This is a genomic window from Pseudomonas extremorientalis (assembly GCF_024584605.1).
Taxonomy (GTDB): Bacteria; Pseudomonadota; Gammaproteobacteria; order Pseudomonadales; family Pseudomonadaceae; genus Aquipseudomonas; species Aquipseudomonas extremorientalis.
In genome coordinates, this window is sequence record NZ_CP089519.1 from 2,711,593 (window position 1) to 2,729,102 (window position 17,510).

Here is a 17,510-nt window from a genome sequence, read left to right on the forward strand (position 1 = left end):
CATGAGTGTGCTTAAAAGAATCGTCAGCGGCATTGGCGCCAATTCGTTTGGCCAGGTGGTAAACCTGCTGATCCAGGTGGTGAGTGTGCCGGTGCTGATTGCCAGTTGGGGCTTTGGCGCCTACAGCGAATGGGTGGTGCTGTCTGCGATTCCGACCTACCTGGCGCTGTCTGACCTGGGTGTGACCACGGCGGCATCGAGCAAGGTCGTGATCTGGCACGAGCGCGGACGGTTGAAGGTCGCGAGTGCGGTGTACAGCACCAGCTTTGCGTTTCTATCCCTGGCGGGACTCAGTGTGCTGTTGCTGACCCTGGGCGCCCTGGCGTTGTTTGACCTGTTCAGCGTGCTCAACCTCCAGTCGATCAAGAGCGGCGACGGGGTGCTGATTCTCTCGGCGTTGACCGGCTACTCGCTGCTTTGCCTGTTTACCAACATGATTTCGATCCGCTACCGGGCCAATAAGGCCTTGCCGTTGTCGGCATTCATCATGAACGTCATCCGCATGCTGGAATGGTCGGCTGCGTTGCTGTGCGCTTACCTGAGCCACAGCCTGGTCGCCACCAGCCTGGTGCTGTTGGCCGTGCGCGCGACGGGCATCGTCAGCAAGAACCTGATCGCCAACCGGTTGGGGATCGCCTTGTGTTTCAACGTTTCTGCGATCGGCAGGCGGGCATTTGTGACGTTGATCAAACCGTCACTGGCTTCGCTGGCCTTTCCGATTGGCCTGGCGTTGAACGTGCAGGGGCTGATCATTCTGTTGTCGGTGCTGCTGTCTCCGGCGCACGCGGCGATATTCGGTTTGTACCGCACGATTTCCAGGGTGTTGGTGCAGTTCTCGACCGTGGTGAACCAATCCCTGTGGCCGGAGATTTCCTATGCGTTCTCCATCGGTGACAACCAACTGGTCCGCAAAATGATCCGCTATGCCTTGCGGTTCTCGCTGCCCATCGCCTGTGTGCTGGGCGCGCTGGTGGTGATATTCGGCGGGACGATCTTTGATGTGTGGTCGGGCCGCAAAGACGATTATTCCTCCCGCATCATGCTGGTGCTGATCATCGGTGCGCTGACCCACGTGGCCTGGCAGGTGTATTGGGTGGCGCTGATGGCCACCGCATCCTATTCGTCGTTTGCCGTGGTGTTCATGCTGGTATCGGTCGCCAGCAGTCTGGCGGTGTTCTACCTGGCACCGGACTATGGCCTGCTCGGTGTCTGCTATGTGTTGGTGGCCACCGAAGTCGTCCTGTTCTGCTTTGCCAGGCGCGGTTTCCATCGTCTTGAACTGAGGATGGCCCGTGCTGATTAATCACCTGATCCGCCATCGATTGAAAGTCAGCCTGCTGACGCCTGAGGGGCTCAAGTACCTGGCCAAGCGCGTGCTGTTGCTGGGCCGCTTGCTCAAGGCCGATCGCCGCCAGCGCACGTTGCGCCGACAGGGGGCCAGCCTGGCTCCGCTGGTGATGATCAATGCCGTGGAATTCGAAGGCTCCGTCGCGTGTTTCAGCGTGGGCACCGGCAGCTTTATCGGCAAGCGCACCTTTATCCAATTGCACGCCGCCGTCCGTGTGGGTGCCCATGTGGCGATCAATGAAGGCGTGCGTATTCTCACGGGTACCCATGGCCTGGAAGATCCTGCCTGGCGCTTGAAAGTCGCCCCGGTGGTGATCGGCGACTACGCCTGGGTCGCCACCGACGCGATCATCCTGCCGGGCGTGACGATCGGTGAAGGTGCCGTCGTCGGTGCCGGCAGTGTGGTCGGGCGCAATGTGGCGCCGTACAGCGTGGTAGCGGGCAATCCGGCACGGGTCATCAGGTCGCGTGGGGCGCATGCGTTTACCTACAGCCCGGTCCGCTCAAGTGCCGTCGTCGAAGCCTGGATGGGTAAATAAGATGATTCTGGTCGCTCATCCCGTTGGTAATCAGAATGTCCGCGCGTTGCTGCGCGCGTTGAATCAACGGCAGTTGCTGCACTCGTTCCATACCTCGCTGGCACTGCATAAGGGGTCGTTCCTCTGCCGTCTGCCGGTGGTGGGCAAGGAGTGCCTGCGGCGTACGTTCGATCAGGTCGATGGCGCGTTGCTGCATAGTTACCCGCGTTATGACGTGCCGCGTGTGATCTGCGACAAACTGAAGTGGTATCGCCTGACACGCCGCAACACCGGCATCTTCTGCCCGGAAAACGTCTACAACCACATTGACCAGGCCAGCGCCGCTTTCCTCTACAACACCCCGCGCAAACCCAGCCAGGTGTACGGCTATGACGGCAAGTGCCTGGGCTTGTTCAGCGCCGCCCGCGACATCGGCGACATCACCCTCAATTATGAGGCGGCCTTCGGCTCCATCGCCTACGCCTGCAGGATGCTTGAGCATGAGCGCGAGGCCAACCCTGCCTGGCGTGCCAGCATTCCCGATATCAGCAATGACACCATGCGCAAACAGACGGCCGAGTTGGCCTTGGCAGACCGGATCATAGTGGCGAGTACCTTTGCCAAGCGCACCCTGGGTGAGCACGGCGTTGCGCCAGGCAAGGTTGCGATCACGCCCTATGGCGCGCCGGCGCCGATGGTGCGTCATGAAGCAAGCGCCCGGCCAGGTACACGACTGAAAGTGATTTATGTCGGCGCGCTGACCCAGCAAAAGGGCATTTCGTACTTTTTCGACGCGTTGAATCTTGCGGCGAGCAGCGTTGCCCTGGACGTCACGGTGATCGGTGGCGACTACGCCAACGGTCGCAACCCCGTGCTCAATGCCGAGCTGAAAAAGTACCAGTGGTTCAGTTCCGCGTCCCACGATGACGTTATCCGCCACTTGCTGGAGGCCGATGTGCTGGTGCTGCCGTCGGTCGCCGAGGCGTTTGGCCTGGTGGTAGGTGAAGCCTTGTCCACGGGCACAGCGGTGATCGTGTCGCAGAACTGCGGTGCGGCCGACCTGGTCGTCGAGGGTTTCAACGGTTATGTGGTGCCGATCCGTTCTGCCGAAGCGATCGCCAGCCGTCTGGTTGAGCTGGCCGAAGACAAGGACAAGCTCAGGGCGTTGCAGCACAACGCTGTGTTGTCTGCCGGTGGAACCACCTGGGACAGCTACGCCAGGGAGGTGATGGATGCAATCCTTGGCCATTCCTGACAGGGTCAGCCTGCATGAGCGCTACCGCACGCGGGTGGTCAGCGCCTTCGTGCTTATCTACCTGTTCATCCTGTTCGAAGGGGTCTTGCGCAAGTGGGTGATGCCGAGCCTCAGTTCGGTCATCTATTTCATCAAGGACCCGATCGTCCTTTACATCTACTGGTGCGCCTACCGGTTCGGTTTTTTCTCGAAAAACCTGGTGTCGGCCTACTTTGTCGTGCTGGTCATGGTGTTCTTCCTGCTGGTGGCCGCGTTTCTGTTGAGCAGCCCTGAAGGCTTCGTCATCTACGGCTACGGCGTGCGCAACTACCTGCTGTATTTCCCGTTGATATTTGTCGCTGGCAAGACGCTCAGGTTGACGGATGTCTATCGGTTCGCCCGTATCACGCTGTTCGCGGCGATCCCGATCAGCGTGCTGGTGGTGCTGCAGTATTCGTCCGGACCCCAGGCGTATGTGAACAAAGGCATTGGTGATGATGACTTCATTTTCATGATTGCCGACGGTGTCGTGCGGCCCTACGGCACCTTCACGTTCACGGCCGGGCATGTGGTGTACGTGTCGGCCTGCTTTGCATTCCTGGTCGCGGCGGTGTTTGACAAGGCCTTGTTCCGTGCCGTGTTCGCCCGGCGCTATGGGCTGTTTGGCGTGTCGGCGGCTGCGGTGGCGGTGATGTGTTTTCTCACGGGGTCCAGGGCGATCTATGCGTACGCTGCGATTGTGCTGCTGGCGGCGTTGATGGTCGCCTTGATCAAGAAATCGCAACGCAACCTGTTGTCGTTGTTTTTCCTGGCGGCCGCGTTGTTTGTCAGCCTGCTGATCTTCATGTCCACCGACAGCTACCAGGTGCTGGTGGAGCGCAACCGCAGCGCCGTGGCCAGTGAAGGCTCGCCGGTCACTCGCGCGTTCTCCAGCCTGTATGCGTTCACGCGTGTGGTCGATGACGCGCCGTTGTGGGGCCACGGGATAGGTTCGGGCACCAACGCCGCCTCGACGATCCTGCGCGCAGGGCGGGAGCAGGGCGCAGGTTTTTTACTGGCCGAAGATGAATGGTCACGCATCGTGCTGGAAATGGGCCTGCCCGCCGGGCTGATGTTCATCCTGTTCAGGATCCTCGTGCTGCTCTGGTTACTGCTCAAGTCCTACACGGCGCTGGTCAGGCAAGGCACCGGGGTGCCGTTGCTGCTGTGCGGTTTCCTGGCGCCGATCCTGTTCAACGGGGTCATGACCATGCAGGGCACATTCCTGGCGTTTGGCGTGCTGTATGCCTGCCTGATTCTCGCGGCCTGCAAGAAAACCTGAACCTACTTAATGCATCAGCGGACGACAGCACGTGAAGTTACTAAGAATCATCTCTTCGGTCAGACCGGAAAAAGGCGGCCCGATCAACGCGGCCCGGGAAATCGACACGGTGCTCGCCCAGGAGGGGCATCGCGTGGATGTCCTGACGCTGGATGCCGAGTTCGCGGTGGACTATCCCGGCACCGTGCATTTCATGGGGCCAAGCCGATTCGGCTACGGCTTGAACGGCAACATCCGCGAATGGCTGGAGCAGCACGCCCGGCACTATGATTTTTTCATTATCAACGGCTTGTGGCAGTACCACGGGTTTGTCGCCCGCCAGGTGCTGAATAAGTTGGGACGACCTTACATCGTGTATACCCACGGCATGCTGGATCCCTGGTTCAAGCACGAATACCCGCTCAAGCATCTGAAGAAATGGCTCTACTGGCCATGGGGCGAATACCGGGTGCTGAGGGATGCGCGGCGGGTGGTGTTTACCAGTGAAGAAGAGCAAATCCGCGCGCGTGAGTCGTTCTGGCTGTATCGCGCCCATGAAACGATCACGGCGTATGGCACTGCCAGCCCACCGGCCGATGGGGCGCGCCTGGCGCGGGACTTCATCACCGGTCACCCGGAACTCAAGGGCAAGCGGGTAGTGCTGTTCCTGAGTCGCATCCATAAGAAGAAGGGGTGCGACCACCTGCTGCAGGCATTTGCCCAGGTCGCCGGGCAAGACGAGCGGCTGCACCTGGTCATGGCCGGCCCCGATCAGGGCGGTTGGGTACAGGCGCTGCAGGATCAGGCCGAAAAGTCGGGCATTGCCCATCGCATCAGCTGGCCCGGCATGTTGCAGGGGACTGCAAAGTGGGGCGCGTTTTACGCCGCCGAAGTGTTTTGCCTTCCTTCGCACCAGGAAAATTTCGGCGTGGTGGTGGCGGAAGCGCTGGCGTGCGGCAAGCCCGTGCTGATCAGCAACAAGGTCAATATCTGGCGTGAAATCGACAAGGATCGCGTGGGCTTTGTCAGTGACGACACCGCCGACGGCGCCCTGCACAACCTGCAACGCTGGTTGCAGCTGGATGCGCCCGCTTACGCGCAAATGTCCGAGCGGGCCAGGGCGTGTTTTGCCGAACGCTTTCATATCCGTCGCGGTGCGCAGCGCCTGCTGGAGATTGTGCGGGAGTGCTTCCCGTGATTCTTCAAGGCAATGACCCGCACCGTTCGGCCTCGTTCTCATTGGGCCATCGGCTGCGCCGCCAGCTCTGGAACATGGTGTACGTGGTGCTGTTTCGCACCAGCCCGCGCCCGTTCCATGCGTGGAGGGCCTTTCTGCTGCGGCTGTTCGGTGCGCGGTTGGGCAAGGGGGTGCACGTGTATCCACGGGCCAAGGTCTGGGCGCCCTGGAACCTGGAGCTGGGTGACCATGTCGGCATTGCCGATGGCACCACGTTGTACAGCATGGCGTTGATCCGCATTGGGCGCTACAGCGTGGTTTCCCAGGGCGCGCATTTGTGCGGCGGCTCCCACGACTACAACAGCAAGAACTTCCAGCTGTATGCAAAACCCATCGTGCTGGGGGAGCACGTGTGGGTGTGTGCCGAGGCGTTCATCACCCCAGGCGTCAGTGTGGCTGACGGCGTGGTGGTGGGGGCCCGCACCCTGGTGATCAAGAGCATCGCGCAGCCCTGGACCGTGCATGCCGGGCATCCGTCCCGCCAGATCGGCCTGCGTACCCAGCTTGTGCAGGAGCCCACGCCATGAAGCGCGAAACCATCACCGTGATCATCCTCACCTACAACGAAAGCCTGCACATCGCCCGGGCCATCGACTCGGTGCGGGCTTTCAGCGACGAAGTGCTGGTGGTGGACTCATTCTCCACCGACAGCACCTGCGACATCGCCCGTGCCCATGGCGCGTGGGTGGTGCAGCACCCGTTCGTCAACCAGGCCAAGCAGTTCCAGTGGGCGCTGGACAACCTGCCGATTACCGGCAACTGGACGCTGCGCCTGGATGCCGACGAGATCATCGAGGCCGACCTCGCTGCCGAGATCAACGCACGCTTGCCGACGTTGGCCAGCGATATCACCGGCATCAACTTCAAGCGCAAGCACATTTTCATGGGGCGCTGGGTGCGGCATGGCGGGCGTTACCCGTTGCGGATGCTACGGCTGTGGCGCACCGGGTTCGGGCGCATGGAAGACCGCTGGATGGACGAGCACATCTCGGTGGCCGAGGGTCGCACCATCACTCTGGAAGGTGGGTTCGCCGACCATAACTTGCATGACTTGACCTTCTTCACCCACAAGCACAACCAGTACGCCACCCGCGAAGCGATTGAAGTGCTCAACACGCGGCTGGGGTTGTTTGCGATCCGCGATGAACTGCACACGGGGCAGAGTTCGTTCCAGACCAAGGCCAAGCGCCTGATCAAGAACCGCCTCTATAACCGCGTGCCGTTCACCCTGAGTTCGACCGCCTATTTCTTGTGGCGCTACATCATCCAGCTGGGGTTTCTCGATGGCCGCAGCGGCCTGGTCTATCACCTGCTCCAGGGCTATTGGTACCGCTTCCTGGTGGGCGCCAAGGTGCTGGAGCTGGAAACCGCAATTGCCCATTTAAACGATAAGGAAGCCATTGTCCGGGAACTCTCGAAGTTGACCGGCCATAACTTGAACCTGCCCAAACAGAAGTAACTGACCGTTTTTAACAAACACCCAAGTTTGGGTGTCGGCCTTCGCTCGCCTATCAATCGGGAGACAGACATGAACAAAGTTGCGCTTATCACCGGTATTACCGGCCAGGATGGCTCGTACCTGGCGGAGCTGCTGCTGGAAAAAGGCTATACGGTGCACGGCCTCAAGCGCCGTTCGTCGTCGTTCAATACCCAGCGCATCGATCATATTTACCAGGACCCGCAGGCCCTGCATAAAAACCTGATCCTACACTACGGCGACCTGGCGGACTCGTCGAACTTGACGCGCATCATCCAGCAGGTCCAGCCCGACGAAATCTACAACCTCGGCGCGCAATCCCATGTGGCGGTGAGCTTCGATTCACCGGAATACACCGCCGATGTGGACGCCCTGGGCACCTTGCGTATTCTTGAAGCGATCCGCCTGTTGGGCCTGGAAAAAAAGACCCGCTTCTACCAGGCCTCGACCTCCGAGTTGTATGGCTTGGTGCAGGAAACCCCGCAGAAGGAAACCACGCCGTTCTACCCGCGCTCGCCCTATGCAGTAGCCAAGTTGTACGCCTACTGGATCACCGTGAACTTCCGTGAAGCCTACGGCCTGTATGCGTGCAACGGCATCCTGTTCAACCACGAGTCGCCACGCCGCGGGGAAACCTTCGTGACGCGCAAGATCACCCGCGCCCTGACCAACATCGCGCTGGGCCTGGAGCCGTGCCTGTACATGGGCAACATGGATGCCCTGCGCGACTGGGGGCATGCCAAGGACTATGTGCGCATGCAGTGGATGATGTTGCAGCAGGACAGCCCGCAAGATTTCGTGATCGCCACCGGTGTGCAGTATTCGGTGCGTGACTTCATTCGCTGGTCGGCGGCGGAGCTTGGGCTACGCCTGCGCTTTGTGGGTGAAGGCGTGGAGGAGGTGGCGGTGGTCGAGCACATCGACGGCGACCTGGCGCCGGGCATTCTGGTGGGCGACGTGATTGTCCGGGTGGACCCGCGTTACTTCCGCCCGGCCGAGGTGGAGACGCTGCTGGGCGACCCGTCCAAGGCCAAGCGCGTGCTCGGTTGGGTGCCTGAAATCAGTGCGCAGGCGATGTGTGCGGAGATGGTCCGCGAAGACCTCAAGATCGCCCAGCGCCACGCCTTGCTGCGCCTGCACGGGCATGACGCACCGATTGCGGTGGAGAACTGAACATGGCACGTGATCTTGATGCGCGGATTTTTGTCGCCGGCCATCGCGGCATGGTCGGTTCGGCCATCGTGCGGCGCCTCTGGGCGTTGGGCTACACGCAGATACTCACGGCGGGCCGCGATGAACTGGACCTGCTCGACCCGGCGGCCGTGCAGGCGTACTTCGCCAGGCACCGTATCGACCAGGTGTACCTGGCGGCCGCAAAGGTGGGTGGGATTCATGCCAACGCCACATACCCGGCCGACTTCATCTACCAGAACCTGATGATCCAGGCCAATGTGATCCACGCTGCCCACAGCCATGACGTGCAGCAACTGTTGTTCCTCGGCTCGTCATGCATCTACCCGGTGCATGCGCCGCAACCGATGATCGAAGCGGTGTTGCTGGACGGTGCACTGGAACCCACCAACGAGCCCTACGCCGTGGCCAAGATCGCCGGGATCAAGCTGTGCGAAAGCTACAACCGCCAGCACGGCCGCGATTACCGCAGTGTGATGCCGACCAATCTGTATGGGCCGGGCGATAACTACCATCCGCAAAACAGCCATGTGATCGCCGCCTTGTTACGGCGCTTCCACGAAGCGACCCAGCGCGGCGATGACGAGGTGGTGATCTGGGGCAGTGGCCGACCGCGACGGGAATTCTTGCACGTGGATGACATGGCGGCGGCCAGCGTGCATGTGATGGAACTCGATGCGGCGCGCTACCGCGAACAGACCCAGCCGATGCGCTCGCACCTGAACGTAGGCACCGGCGTGGATTGCACCATCGCCGAGTTGGCCGAGGCGCTGGTGCGGGTCACCGGCTTCCAGGGGCGCCTGCGTTTCGACACCGACAAACCCGACGGTGCGCCGCGCAAGTTGCTCGATGTCAGCCGTATCAACGCCCTTGGCTGGGAAGCCTACGTGCCGCTGGAGGAGGGCTTGCGTGACGCCTACAACGCCTATCTCGCGGCGCTCGAACAGCCTCGGGGCCAGTGATGAAAGTGCTTTTGTACGGCATCAATTACAGCCCGGAGCTGACCGGTATCGGCAAGTACAGCGGTGAACAGGCGCGCTGGCTGGCGGTGCAAGGTCATCAGGTCCGCGTAGTCACGGCGCCGCCGTATTACCCGCAGTGGCAGGTGGGCGAGGGCTATTCGCCGTGGCGTTTTCGTACCGAGCTGGATGCCGGCGTGACGGTGATCCGTTGTCCGCTTTACGTACCACGCCAGCCCACGGCGATGACGCGTCTGCTGCACCTGATGAGTTTTTCCGCCAGCTCGTGTGTGGCGGTGCTGGGGCAACTGCGCTGGAAGCCGGACCTGGTGATCCTGGTGGTGCCCACGCTGTTCTGTGCGCCTCAGGCGTTGCTGTTGGCCAAGCTCAGTGGCGCGCGGTCGGTGTTGCATGTCCAGGACTATGAAGTGGATGCGATGCTCGGCCTGGGCATTGGCGGCGGTTCGCTGTTGCGGCGCCTGGCGTTGGGTGTGGAGCGCTGGCTGCTGCGGCGCTTTGATCGGGTCTCGACGATTTCCAGCGGCATGCTCCACAAGGCACGGGGCAAGGGCGTGTACAGCCAGCGGCTGATGTTCTTTCCGAACTGGTCGGAGACCGCACGCTTTCGCGATGTGCCGCGCGACCGCGCGTTGCTGCAACGCCTGGGCGTGCCGCCGGGAACCAAGGTGTTGTTGTACTCCGGCAACCTCGGCGAGAAGCAAGGCCTGGAGCTGATCCTCGATGTCGCCCAGGCCCATGCCCAGCGCACGGAGTGGGTGTTCCTGATCGTCGGCCAGGGCACCGGCAAGGCGCGTCTGCTCGAACGTGTCCAGCGTGACGGGCTGCGCAATGTGCTGTTCGCGCCGTTGCAGGCCTACGAGGATTTACCGGCGCTGCTGGCCTCGGCCGATGTGCACCTGGTGATCCAGAAGCGTGGCGTGGCAGATGCGGTGTTGCCGTCCAAGCTCACCAACATTCTGGCCGTGGGCGGCAACGCAATTATCACCGCCGACCCCGATACCACACTCGGCCGCCTGTGCGAGGAACATCAGGGCATTGCGGTGTTGATCGAGCCGGAATCGGTCACGGCACTGAGCACGGGTATCGAGCGGGCACTGGCAATGCCGACGCGTAATGAGGTGGCGTTGAATTACGCCAAGGAGTTCCTCGACAAGGAACGCATTCTGCAACGTTTTCTGGCACAGGTTTGATGGGTATGTGGCTTGATTTACCGACCTTCCAAACGGTCGTGGCTTCGACGCCGTTGGTGGCGATTGACCTAGTGGTGAGAAACAGCCGTGGCGAAGTCTTGCTCGGTTTGCGCGTCAACCGGCCAGCCTTTGGTTTCTGGTTCGTGCCCGGGGGGCGTATCCGCAAGAACGAAAGCCTCGACAGCGCGTTCCGGCGCATCACCGGCGAAGAGCTGGGACGCACGTTTGAACGGGCCAATGCACGTCTGCTCGGGGTGTACGAGCACTTCTACGATGACAGCGTGTTCGCCAATGCCGGCAGCGGGCCGGATACCCACTATGTGGTGCTCGGCTATTGCCTGGACCTGGAAGATGGGCAGACTCTCTTGCTGCCAACCGAGCAACATCAGCAGTACCGTTGGTGGCCACAGGATGAACTGCGCGTCAGCCCGCGCGTGCATGAAAACAGCCGCGCCTATTTCTGACGCTCTGCCTCGAGGATGCATTTATGTTGTTACCCGTGATTATGGCAGGCGGTTCGGGGTCGCGCCTGTGGCCGCTGTCGCGGCAACTGAACCCCAAGCAGTTCCTGCGCCTGACCGATGCGCACCTGTCGATGCTGCAGCAGACCATCCAGCGCCTGGAGGGCGCCAACGTCGCCTTGCCGCAGTTGATCTGTAACGAGCAGCATCGTTTCCAGGTGGCCGAGCAGTTGCGCCAGCTCGGCATGGAGCAGGCGAGCATCCTGCTGGAGCCGGTGGGGCGCAACACCGCGCCGGCCATCGCCCTGGCAGCGTGCAAGGCGGTTGCCGAGGACCAGGACCCGATCCTGCTGGTGCTGGCCGCCGACCATTTGATCGAAGATGTGCCCGCGTTCCATGCCAGCCTCGAAGTGGCGCTGCCCCTGGCCAGGGCCGGCAAGCTGGTGACCTTCGGCATCACCCCGACCTGCGCGCATACCGGCTATGGCTACATCGAGCAGGGCACGGCGGTGGGCGAGGGCAGTTACCGGGTCAAGCGCTTTGTCGAGAAGCCGGACGCCGCCACGGCCGCGCAGTATGTGGCGAGCGGTTATTACGCCTGGAACAGCGGCATGTTCATGTTCCGCGCCAGCCGCTACCTGGCAGAACTCGAACGCTTCCAGCCGGCCATGCTCGAAGCCTGCCGCGTGGCGCTGGAGGGCGGTAGCCAGGACCTGCCGTTTACCCGCGTGCATGCGGCAACCTTCGCCACATGTCCGGACGACTCCATCGACTACGCCGTGATGGAAAAAACCGATGACGCGGTGATGGTGCCCTTGCACGCCGGCTGGAGCGATATCGGCTCGTGGTCGGCCCTGTGGGAGGCCAGTGCAAAAGACGCCGGCGGCAATGTGCTGCGCGGTGATGGGTTGCTGCTCGATACCCGCGATAGCTATGTGCACGCCGACAGCCGCCTGGTCGCCACCGTCGGGGTGCACGACTTGATCATCGTCGAGACCAAGGACGCCGTGCTGGTGGCTCACAAGGATCAGGTGCAGCAGGTCAAGGGGATCGTCGATCAGCTCAAGCAGGCCGGGCGGCACGAGCACCTCAACCACCGAGAGGTGTATCGGCCGTGGGGCATGTATGACTCGGTGGACAGCGGCGCGCGGTATCAGGTCAAACGCATCACCGTGAAGCCGGGAGCCAAATTGTCGGTGCAGATGCATCACCACCGCGCCGAACACTGGATCGTGGTCAGCGGCACGGCCCGGGTCACCAATGGCGAGCAGACCTACCTGGTCGCGGAAAACCAGTCGACCTATATCCCCATCGGCCAGGTGCATGCGCTGGAGAATCCTGGGGTGATTCCTTTGGAGTTGATCGAAGTGCAGTCGGGGTCTTACCTGGGCGAAGACGACATTGTCCGGTTTGAAGACAAGTACGGCAGGGCCTGAAGTTTCCGACAATTAATAACGTTCCGAATAACTTCAAACATCGGCAATGCAGTGAGGGCCGGGCACTTTGCCGGTAAAACGTTATTTTCAACTAATGCACCTGGAAGTTACCCGTCTGGTGTGCTGTTTAGTTGGATGGCACTATCGGCCCGGCTACTCACTGACGATAAGGAGTCTGTTATGAGAAAAGCACTGGCGGTTATTGTGCTCAGTGTCATGAGTACGACGGTGTTGGCCGACGAGTTGCCGTTGGGGCTCAGTACCAAGGTCGCGGGTTCGGTGACAGTCGGGGAAACCCTGCTGGTCGCTAGCGCCATTGTTGCCGGCGTGGCGGCTGCGTCCAACAGCGGCGGCAGTTCCAACGGCGGCACCACCACCGGGACCACCGGTACGACCGGAACCACCGGCACCGGCAACTGATCCACCACCTTCCGCTTTTCAGACTGCTTGGATTCCCCACCCGAGTAGTCTTTTTTTCTTGTCGTTTATCGCGAGTGTCCGAGCACTATGATGCGTATTTTTTCTGTGGCGGCCGTGGCCGCTGCATTGTTACAGGGCTGCATGTTTGCACCGGGCCAATACATGGACACGGCGGCGTTGACTGAAAGTGGCGGCGCGCAAAACAGCCGGGTGGATTTGATTCCGATCACGCCAAAGTTACTTGCCATGGACGCGGCCAGCCAAGTGCCTTATTCCATTCCCGCGGAACTATTGAGTTACAAGCCGGGCCCGTATTTGATCGGCGCCAATGACGCGTTGTATATCACTGTATGGGATCACCCTGAACTCACGGCACCGTCCGGCCCGCAACAACAGATCGACGCCAACGGCCGGTTGGTCAGCCCCGAGGGCAAGCTGTTCTACCCCTACGTGGGTGAGTTGGTTGCCAAGGGGCGATCCATTGAAGCGCTGCGCAGTGAGATCACCGACAAGCTGCGCCAATACATCGACAGCCCCCAGGTGGACGTCAGCGTATTGCGCTTCGCCAGCCAGCGCGTGGTGATCACCGGCGCAGTAGCCAAGGCCGGGCCGGTGCCGATCACCACCATCCCGCTGAACGTGATGGAAGCCATGGGCGCCGCCGGGATCGACCCGCTCAATGCCGACCTGTCCAACCTCACGCTCAGCCGGGGCGGCAAGCGCTACACCCTGGACCTCGACACGCTCAACCTGGCGCAGTCGCGCCTGAACGACATCTACCTCAAGGACGGCGACCAGCTGTACCTGGCCTACAACGACCGCAAGCGCATCTATGTGATGGGCGAAGTCATGCAGCCCCGCGCCCTGACCTTCAAGACCCGCAGCATGAACCTCTCCGACGTGCTCGGCTCGGTGGGTGGGGTCAATCAGAACACCTCTAACGCGGACGCGATCTATGTGATTCGCGGCGCGCATAACATCGCCAACGAGCCGGCCAAGGTGTTCCAGCTGGAAGCTGCGTCCCCTTCGGCCATGGCCCTGGCCACGCGCTTTGATGTGCAGCCCCAGGATGTGGTGTTTGTCGGCCCGGCGAATATCACGCGCTGGAACCGCTTCATCAGCCAGTTGATCCCTTCGGCCACAATCGTCGGCATTGGCGCGTCCACCCAGAACAACCTGAGCGAAGCCAGCAGCCGATAGGGTGGAACCTGCGTGAACACTCATAAAATCGCTGCTTACATGGGGTTGGCGTGGCTGTTGGCTGGCTGCAATCCACTGATGACCGCCTCCCTCGATACCTTCAAGGCGGCCGTGGGCGGACCGGCGCCGCTGGAGCTGACCCAGGCCCAGGTGGACGCAGTGCCGTTTGCCCAGATCAAGGTCACCACGGTGTCCAGCGAAGGGGTGATGGCGCTGATTCGCCAGCGTGGCGACCTGCAGTTCTGGGTGGCTTCCGGCAAGCAGGTGCTGTTGGTGCGTAATGGTCTGGTGGTACGCACGGTCGGCCTGGGCGTGGACCTCAATGGCACGCACTGGCAGGACCAGTCGCCGTTCCAGCAAGGCTTGCACCGTGTGCCGGATGGCTACCGCAGCACGCGGCAGATCGATGGGGTGGACGGCTATCGCATGGGCATCACGCTTACCAGCCGTATGACCCGCAAGGGCATCGAAACGGTTGAGATCCTCGGCAAGCCCTACGCCTTGTTGCGGGTGGACGAAGACGTCGAGGCCAGCGGCTTTCAGGCGCGCAACCGTTACTGGGTCGACCCCGTCGACGGCTTTATCGTGCAGAGCGAACAGCACCTCACGCCCGACCTGACCCTGACCATCACCCAGCTGCAACCCACTCGCAAGGACGCCCGATGATCGGTCGAATACTCACGGCGCTGCTGCTGTTCTGGAGTTGCGTCAGTACGAGCCAGGCCGCCGTGACCGTCAGCGGCCAGGTGCGCACCCCAGGGCCTATCGCGCTGCCACCCGATGCACGTTTGCTGGACGCGATCATTCCGTCGCAACCGGATGCCCAGGGTTATTGGCTGGGAGCAGCCTGGTTGCATCAACCCTTGCTGGAACGCCAGGCGCGGCTCAAGGCCGGCGTGCTGTTTGATTTGCAAACCCTGCACCAGGCCGCGTTGGCTGAAGGGCTTGAGGGCCGGGCTCATAGTGCCGAACGCTTGTATCGGCAGGTGCAGCCCTTACCTGTCACTGGCCGCCAGGTGGCGGTGCTGGACCCGGTGGCGGTGGAAGTCGGCTTTGCGCCGAACCTGCCGCTCAGCGATGGCGACCGCCTGGTATACCCGCCACGGCCCACGCAGGTGCGCGTGGTGGGGGCTGTCGTTGCGGCGTGCAGCCTGGCGTTCGAGCCGCTGCGGGCAGCCCGCGATTACCTCACCGCGTGCCCGCCACTGGTGGAGGCGGATGCTGATTATTTGTGGGTGATCCAGCCTGACGGGAAGGTCTCGCGCCTGGGCATTGCGCCCTGGAACCGCGAAGAGGGCGCCCCCCCAGCGCCCGGCGCCACGCTGCTGGTGCCGATCCGCAGTGACGACCTGAGCGCGCCCACCCCTGACCTGAATCAGCAACTGGCCGAGTTTCTCGCCACCCAACCCCTGGCCGAGGTCACGCCTTGAAATTATGTATTGCGGCCGTGCTGCTGGTGCCTTGTGGCGTCGTGCATGGTGATCCCCGTTACACCCAAAGCGATTTCGGCGGCGTGGGGCTGCTGCAGACGCCTACCGCCCGCATGGCGCCCGCCGGCGAACTCAGCGTGAACGCCAACCGCACCGAGCCCTACAGCCGCTACAGTTTTTCTGCGCAACCACTGGACTGGCTGGAAGGCACGTTCCGCTACACCGCGATCACTAACCGGCCCTATGGCGCTGAGTCGTTCAGCGGCGGCCAGAGTTACAAGGACAAGGCCGTCGACGCCAAGGTGCGCTTGAACCAGGAAACCCACTGGTTGCCTGAAGTGGCGCTGGGGTTCATGGACCTGGGCGGCACCGGGCTGTTTTCCAGTGAATACCTGGTGGCCAACAAGCGGTATGGCGACGTGGATTTCAGCGCTGGTATCGCCTGGGGTTACCTGGGCAGCCGTGGTGACTTAGGCAACCCGCTAGGCGTGCTGGATGATCGATTCAACGAGCGTCCCAACGCTGAAGGATCCGGCAGTTTTTCCAACGGCTATTTCCGTGGCCGGCCCGCGCTGTTTGGCGGTATTGCCTACCAGACGCCCTGGGCGCCGTTGAGCCTCAAGCTTGAAGTGGAAGGCAACGACTACAAAAATGAACCACGCAGCAACAGCTTTCGCCAGGCTTCACCGGTCAACCTGGGCCTGGTCTACAAGCTCGCCGATGCGGTCGATGTGAGCGCTGCGTGGGAGCGGGGCAATACCGCGATGTTCGGCATTACGCTGCACACCAATTTTGTCAGCCGCAAGGCACCGGCCAAGACCTATGACCCACCGGCCCCCCCGTTGCCGGCGAAGCCACCAACCACACCGCCGGACCAGGTGGATTGGGCCGCCGTGTCCCTGCGCCTGCACGATAACGCCGGCTACAATGTGCAACGCATTACCCAGCGTGGTCCGGAGTTGCTGGTGTATGGCGAACAGCAGCGCTATTTCTACAGCGCCAAGGCGGTGGGGCGCGCCAGTCGTATTCTGGACAACAGCGTGAATGACCAGATCGACTGGTTCACCCTGGTCAGCGAACGCTATGCCATGCCGATCGAGGAAACCAGCGTGCCGCGCAAGACCTTTCGCGAGGTGGTCAACCAGCGCGAAGCCCTGCAGGACCTGCACCGCCAGGTCGAGGTCAATCGTGCCAGCGAGCGCACGCAGACCGTGCTCTACACCCAAACGCCGAAGCCCCTCAGCTATGGGCTGGGCCTGGGCTACAAGCAGAACGTCGGCGGGCCGGATGGTTTGCTCTACCAGGTTTCCGCCGACCTCGATGCCGAGTACCGCTTTACCCGCAACACCTGGTGGAGTGGTTTGCTCAGCGTCAACCTGCTGAACAACTACGATGGGTTCACCTACGACGCGCCCACGGGCTTGCCGCGGGTTCGCACCGACCTGCGCAAGTACATGACCAGCGCCGACGTGACCCTGCCGACCTTCCAGCTCAACCATGCGCAGCGCCTGGACCAGGACCTGTACGGCATGGTCTACGGTGGCTTGCTGGAATCGATGTATGCCGGTGTGGGCAGTGAAGTGCTGTACAGGCCGATGGGCCAGGGCTGGGCGGTGGGTGCCGATGTGAACTATGTGCGTCAGCGCGGTTTCGAGCAGGATTTGAGCCTGCGTGACTATCGCACGGTGACCGGGCATATCACCGGGTATACCGACCTGCCATTCAACCTGCAGGGGGCCTTGAGTGTCGGTCGCTACCTGGCTCGGGACTGGGGTGCAACGCTGGATCTTTCGCGGGAGTTCAACAATGGCGTGCGGATTGGTGCGTGGATCACTCGCACCAACGTGTCCAAGCAAGAGTTTGGCGAAGGCGCCTTCGACAAGGGCCTCTACCTGTCCATTCCGTTTGATGAGTTGATGAGCCTGTCGACGATGCGCCGCGCCAACCTGGTGTGGGCACCGCTGACCCGCGATGGCGGCGCGCGCCTGAATCGCGCGTATTCGCTGCATTCGATGACGGATGGGCGCGACAGTGCATTGTTCTACAAGAATATCGACAAGATCACTGAGTAAGGCCTGTAGGAGCGAAC

17 protein-coding genes are annotated in these 17,510 nt (G+C 61.8%); all 17 read left to right on the forward strand.

Features of this window, described 5'->3' with window-relative positions:
* Nucleotide 1 precedes the first annotated feature (1 nt).
* The 17 genes from LUU92_RS12085 (at nucleotide 2) to LUU92_RS12165 (ending at nucleotide 17,493) form a co-directional block, all read left to right on the forward strand.
* Entirely contained in the window at nucleotides 2–1,303 is a 1,302-nt protein-coding gene (locus LUU92_RS12085) for a lipopolysaccharide biosynthesis protein (RefSeq protein WP_257103688.1), read from the forward strand.
* Nucleotides 1,293–1,886 (forward strand): acyltransferase, encoded by a 594-nt coding sequence (locus tag LUU92_RS29015; protein ID WP_306459263.1) that lies wholly within the window; start codon nucleotides 1,293–1,295, stop codon nucleotides 1,884–1,886. The genes LUU92_RS12085 and LUU92_RS29015 overlap by 11 nt, the downstream gene beginning before the upstream one ends.
* A 1-nt stretch (nucleotide 1,887) precedes the next feature.
* Entirely contained in the window at nucleotides 1,888–3,120 is a 1,233-nt protein-coding gene (locus tag LUU92_RS12095; RefSeq protein ID WP_257103689.1) for a glycosyltransferase family 4 protein, read from the forward strand.
* On the forward strand, nucleotides 3,098–4,420 hold the full coding sequence (locus LUU92_RS12100) for an O-antigen ligase family protein (RefSeq protein ID WP_257103690.1): 1,323 nt from the start codon (nucleotides 3,098–3,100) through the stop codon (nucleotides 4,418–4,420). Before LUU92_RS12095 ends, LUU92_RS12100 begins: the two co-directional genes overlap by 23 nt.
* 31 nt (nucleotides 4,421–4,451) lie before the next feature.
* Nucleotides 4,452–5,597: a glycosyltransferase gene (locus LUU92_RS12105; protein ID WP_214497575.1), complete on the forward strand. Its 1,146-nt coding sequence runs from the start codon at nucleotides 4,452–4,454 to the stop codon at nucleotides 5,595–5,597.
* Nucleotides 5,594–6,163: an LbetaH domain-containing protein gene (locus tag LUU92_RS12110; protein ID WP_257103691.1), complete on the forward strand. Its 570-nt coding sequence runs from the start codon at nucleotides 5,594–5,596 to the stop codon at nucleotides 6,161–6,163. Before LUU92_RS12105 ends, LUU92_RS12110 begins: the two co-directional genes overlap by 4 nt.
* Nucleotides 6,160–7,095, forward strand: a complete 936-nt coding sequence (locus LUU92_RS12115) for a glycosyltransferase family 2 protein (protein WP_257103692.1) — start codon at nucleotides 6,160–6,162, stop codon at nucleotides 7,093–7,095. Before LUU92_RS12110 ends, LUU92_RS12115 begins: the two co-directional genes overlap by 4 nt.
* Before the next feature lie 69 nt (nucleotides 7,096–7,164).
* On the forward strand, nucleotides 7,165–8,286 hold the full coding sequence (gene gmd, locus LUU92_RS12120; protein WP_214497578.1) for a GDP-mannose 4,6-dehydratase: 1,122 nt from the start codon (nucleotides 7,165–7,167) through the stop codon (nucleotides 8,284–8,286).
* Nucleotides 8,287–8,288: 2 nt separating this feature from the next.
* On the forward strand, nucleotides 8,289–9,266 hold the full coding sequence (gene fcl / locus LUU92_RS12125) for a GDP-L-fucose synthase (RefSeq protein WP_214497579.1): 978 nt from the start codon (nucleotides 8,289–8,291) through the stop codon (nucleotides 9,264–9,266).
* Nucleotides 9,266–10,474, forward strand: coding sequence for a glycosyltransferase WbuB (locus LUU92_RS12130; protein ID WP_257103693.1), 1,209 nt, complete (start codon nucleotides 9,266–9,268; stop codon nucleotides 10,472–10,474). The genes fcl and LUU92_RS12130 overlap by 1 nt, the downstream gene beginning before the upstream one ends.
* A 5-nt stretch (nucleotides 10,475–10,479) precedes the next feature.
* Nucleotides 10,480–10,938 (forward strand): GDP-mannose mannosyl hydrolase, encoded by a 459-nt coding sequence (locus tag LUU92_RS12135; RefSeq protein WP_257103694.1) that lies wholly within the window; start codon nucleotides 10,480–10,482, stop codon nucleotides 10,936–10,938.
* A 23-nt stretch (nucleotides 10,939–10,961) separates the two neighbouring features.
* Nucleotides 10,962–12,371 carry a mannose-1-phosphate guanylyltransferase/mannose-6-phosphate isomerase gene (locus tag LUU92_RS12140; RefSeq protein WP_257103695.1) on the forward strand — a complete coding sequence of 470 codons (1,410 nt, stop codon included), beginning with the start codon at nucleotides 10,962–10,964 and terminating at the stop codon, nucleotides 12,369–12,371.
* A gap of 180 nt (nucleotides 12,372–12,551) precedes the next feature.
* Nucleotides 12,552–12,791, forward strand: a complete 240-nt coding sequence (locus LUU92_RS12145) for a hypothetical protein (protein WP_058425523.1) — start codon at nucleotides 12,552–12,554, stop codon at nucleotides 12,789–12,791.
* Nucleotides 12,792–12,878: 87 nt separating this feature from the next.
* Nucleotides 12,879–13,991 (forward strand): polysaccharide biosynthesis/export family protein, encoded by a 1,113-nt coding sequence (locus tag LUU92_RS12150; RefSeq protein WP_257103696.1) that lies wholly within the window; start codon nucleotides 12,879–12,881, stop codon nucleotides 13,989–13,991.
* Nucleotides 13,992–14,003: 12 nt separating this feature from the next.
* Complete coding sequence (locus tag LUU92_RS12155; RefSeq protein WP_306459264.1) at nucleotides 14,004–14,657, forward strand: YjbF family lipoprotein; 654 nt, start codon at nucleotides 14,004–14,006, stop codon at nucleotides 14,655–14,657.
* A complete protein-coding gene (locus LUU92_RS12160; protein ID WP_257103697.1) occupies nucleotides 14,654–15,421 on the forward strand; it encodes a capsule biosynthesis GfcC family protein in 768 nt (255 codons plus the stop codon). Before LUU92_RS12155 ends, LUU92_RS12160 begins: the two co-directional genes overlap by 4 nt.
* Nucleotides 15,418–17,493, forward strand: coding sequence for a YjbH domain-containing protein (locus LUU92_RS12165; RefSeq protein ID WP_257103698.1), 2,076 nt, complete (start codon nucleotides 15,418–15,420; stop codon nucleotides 17,491–17,493). Before LUU92_RS12160 ends, LUU92_RS12165 begins: the two co-directional genes overlap by 4 nt.
* Nucleotides 17,494–17,510 lie beyond the last annotated feature (17 nt).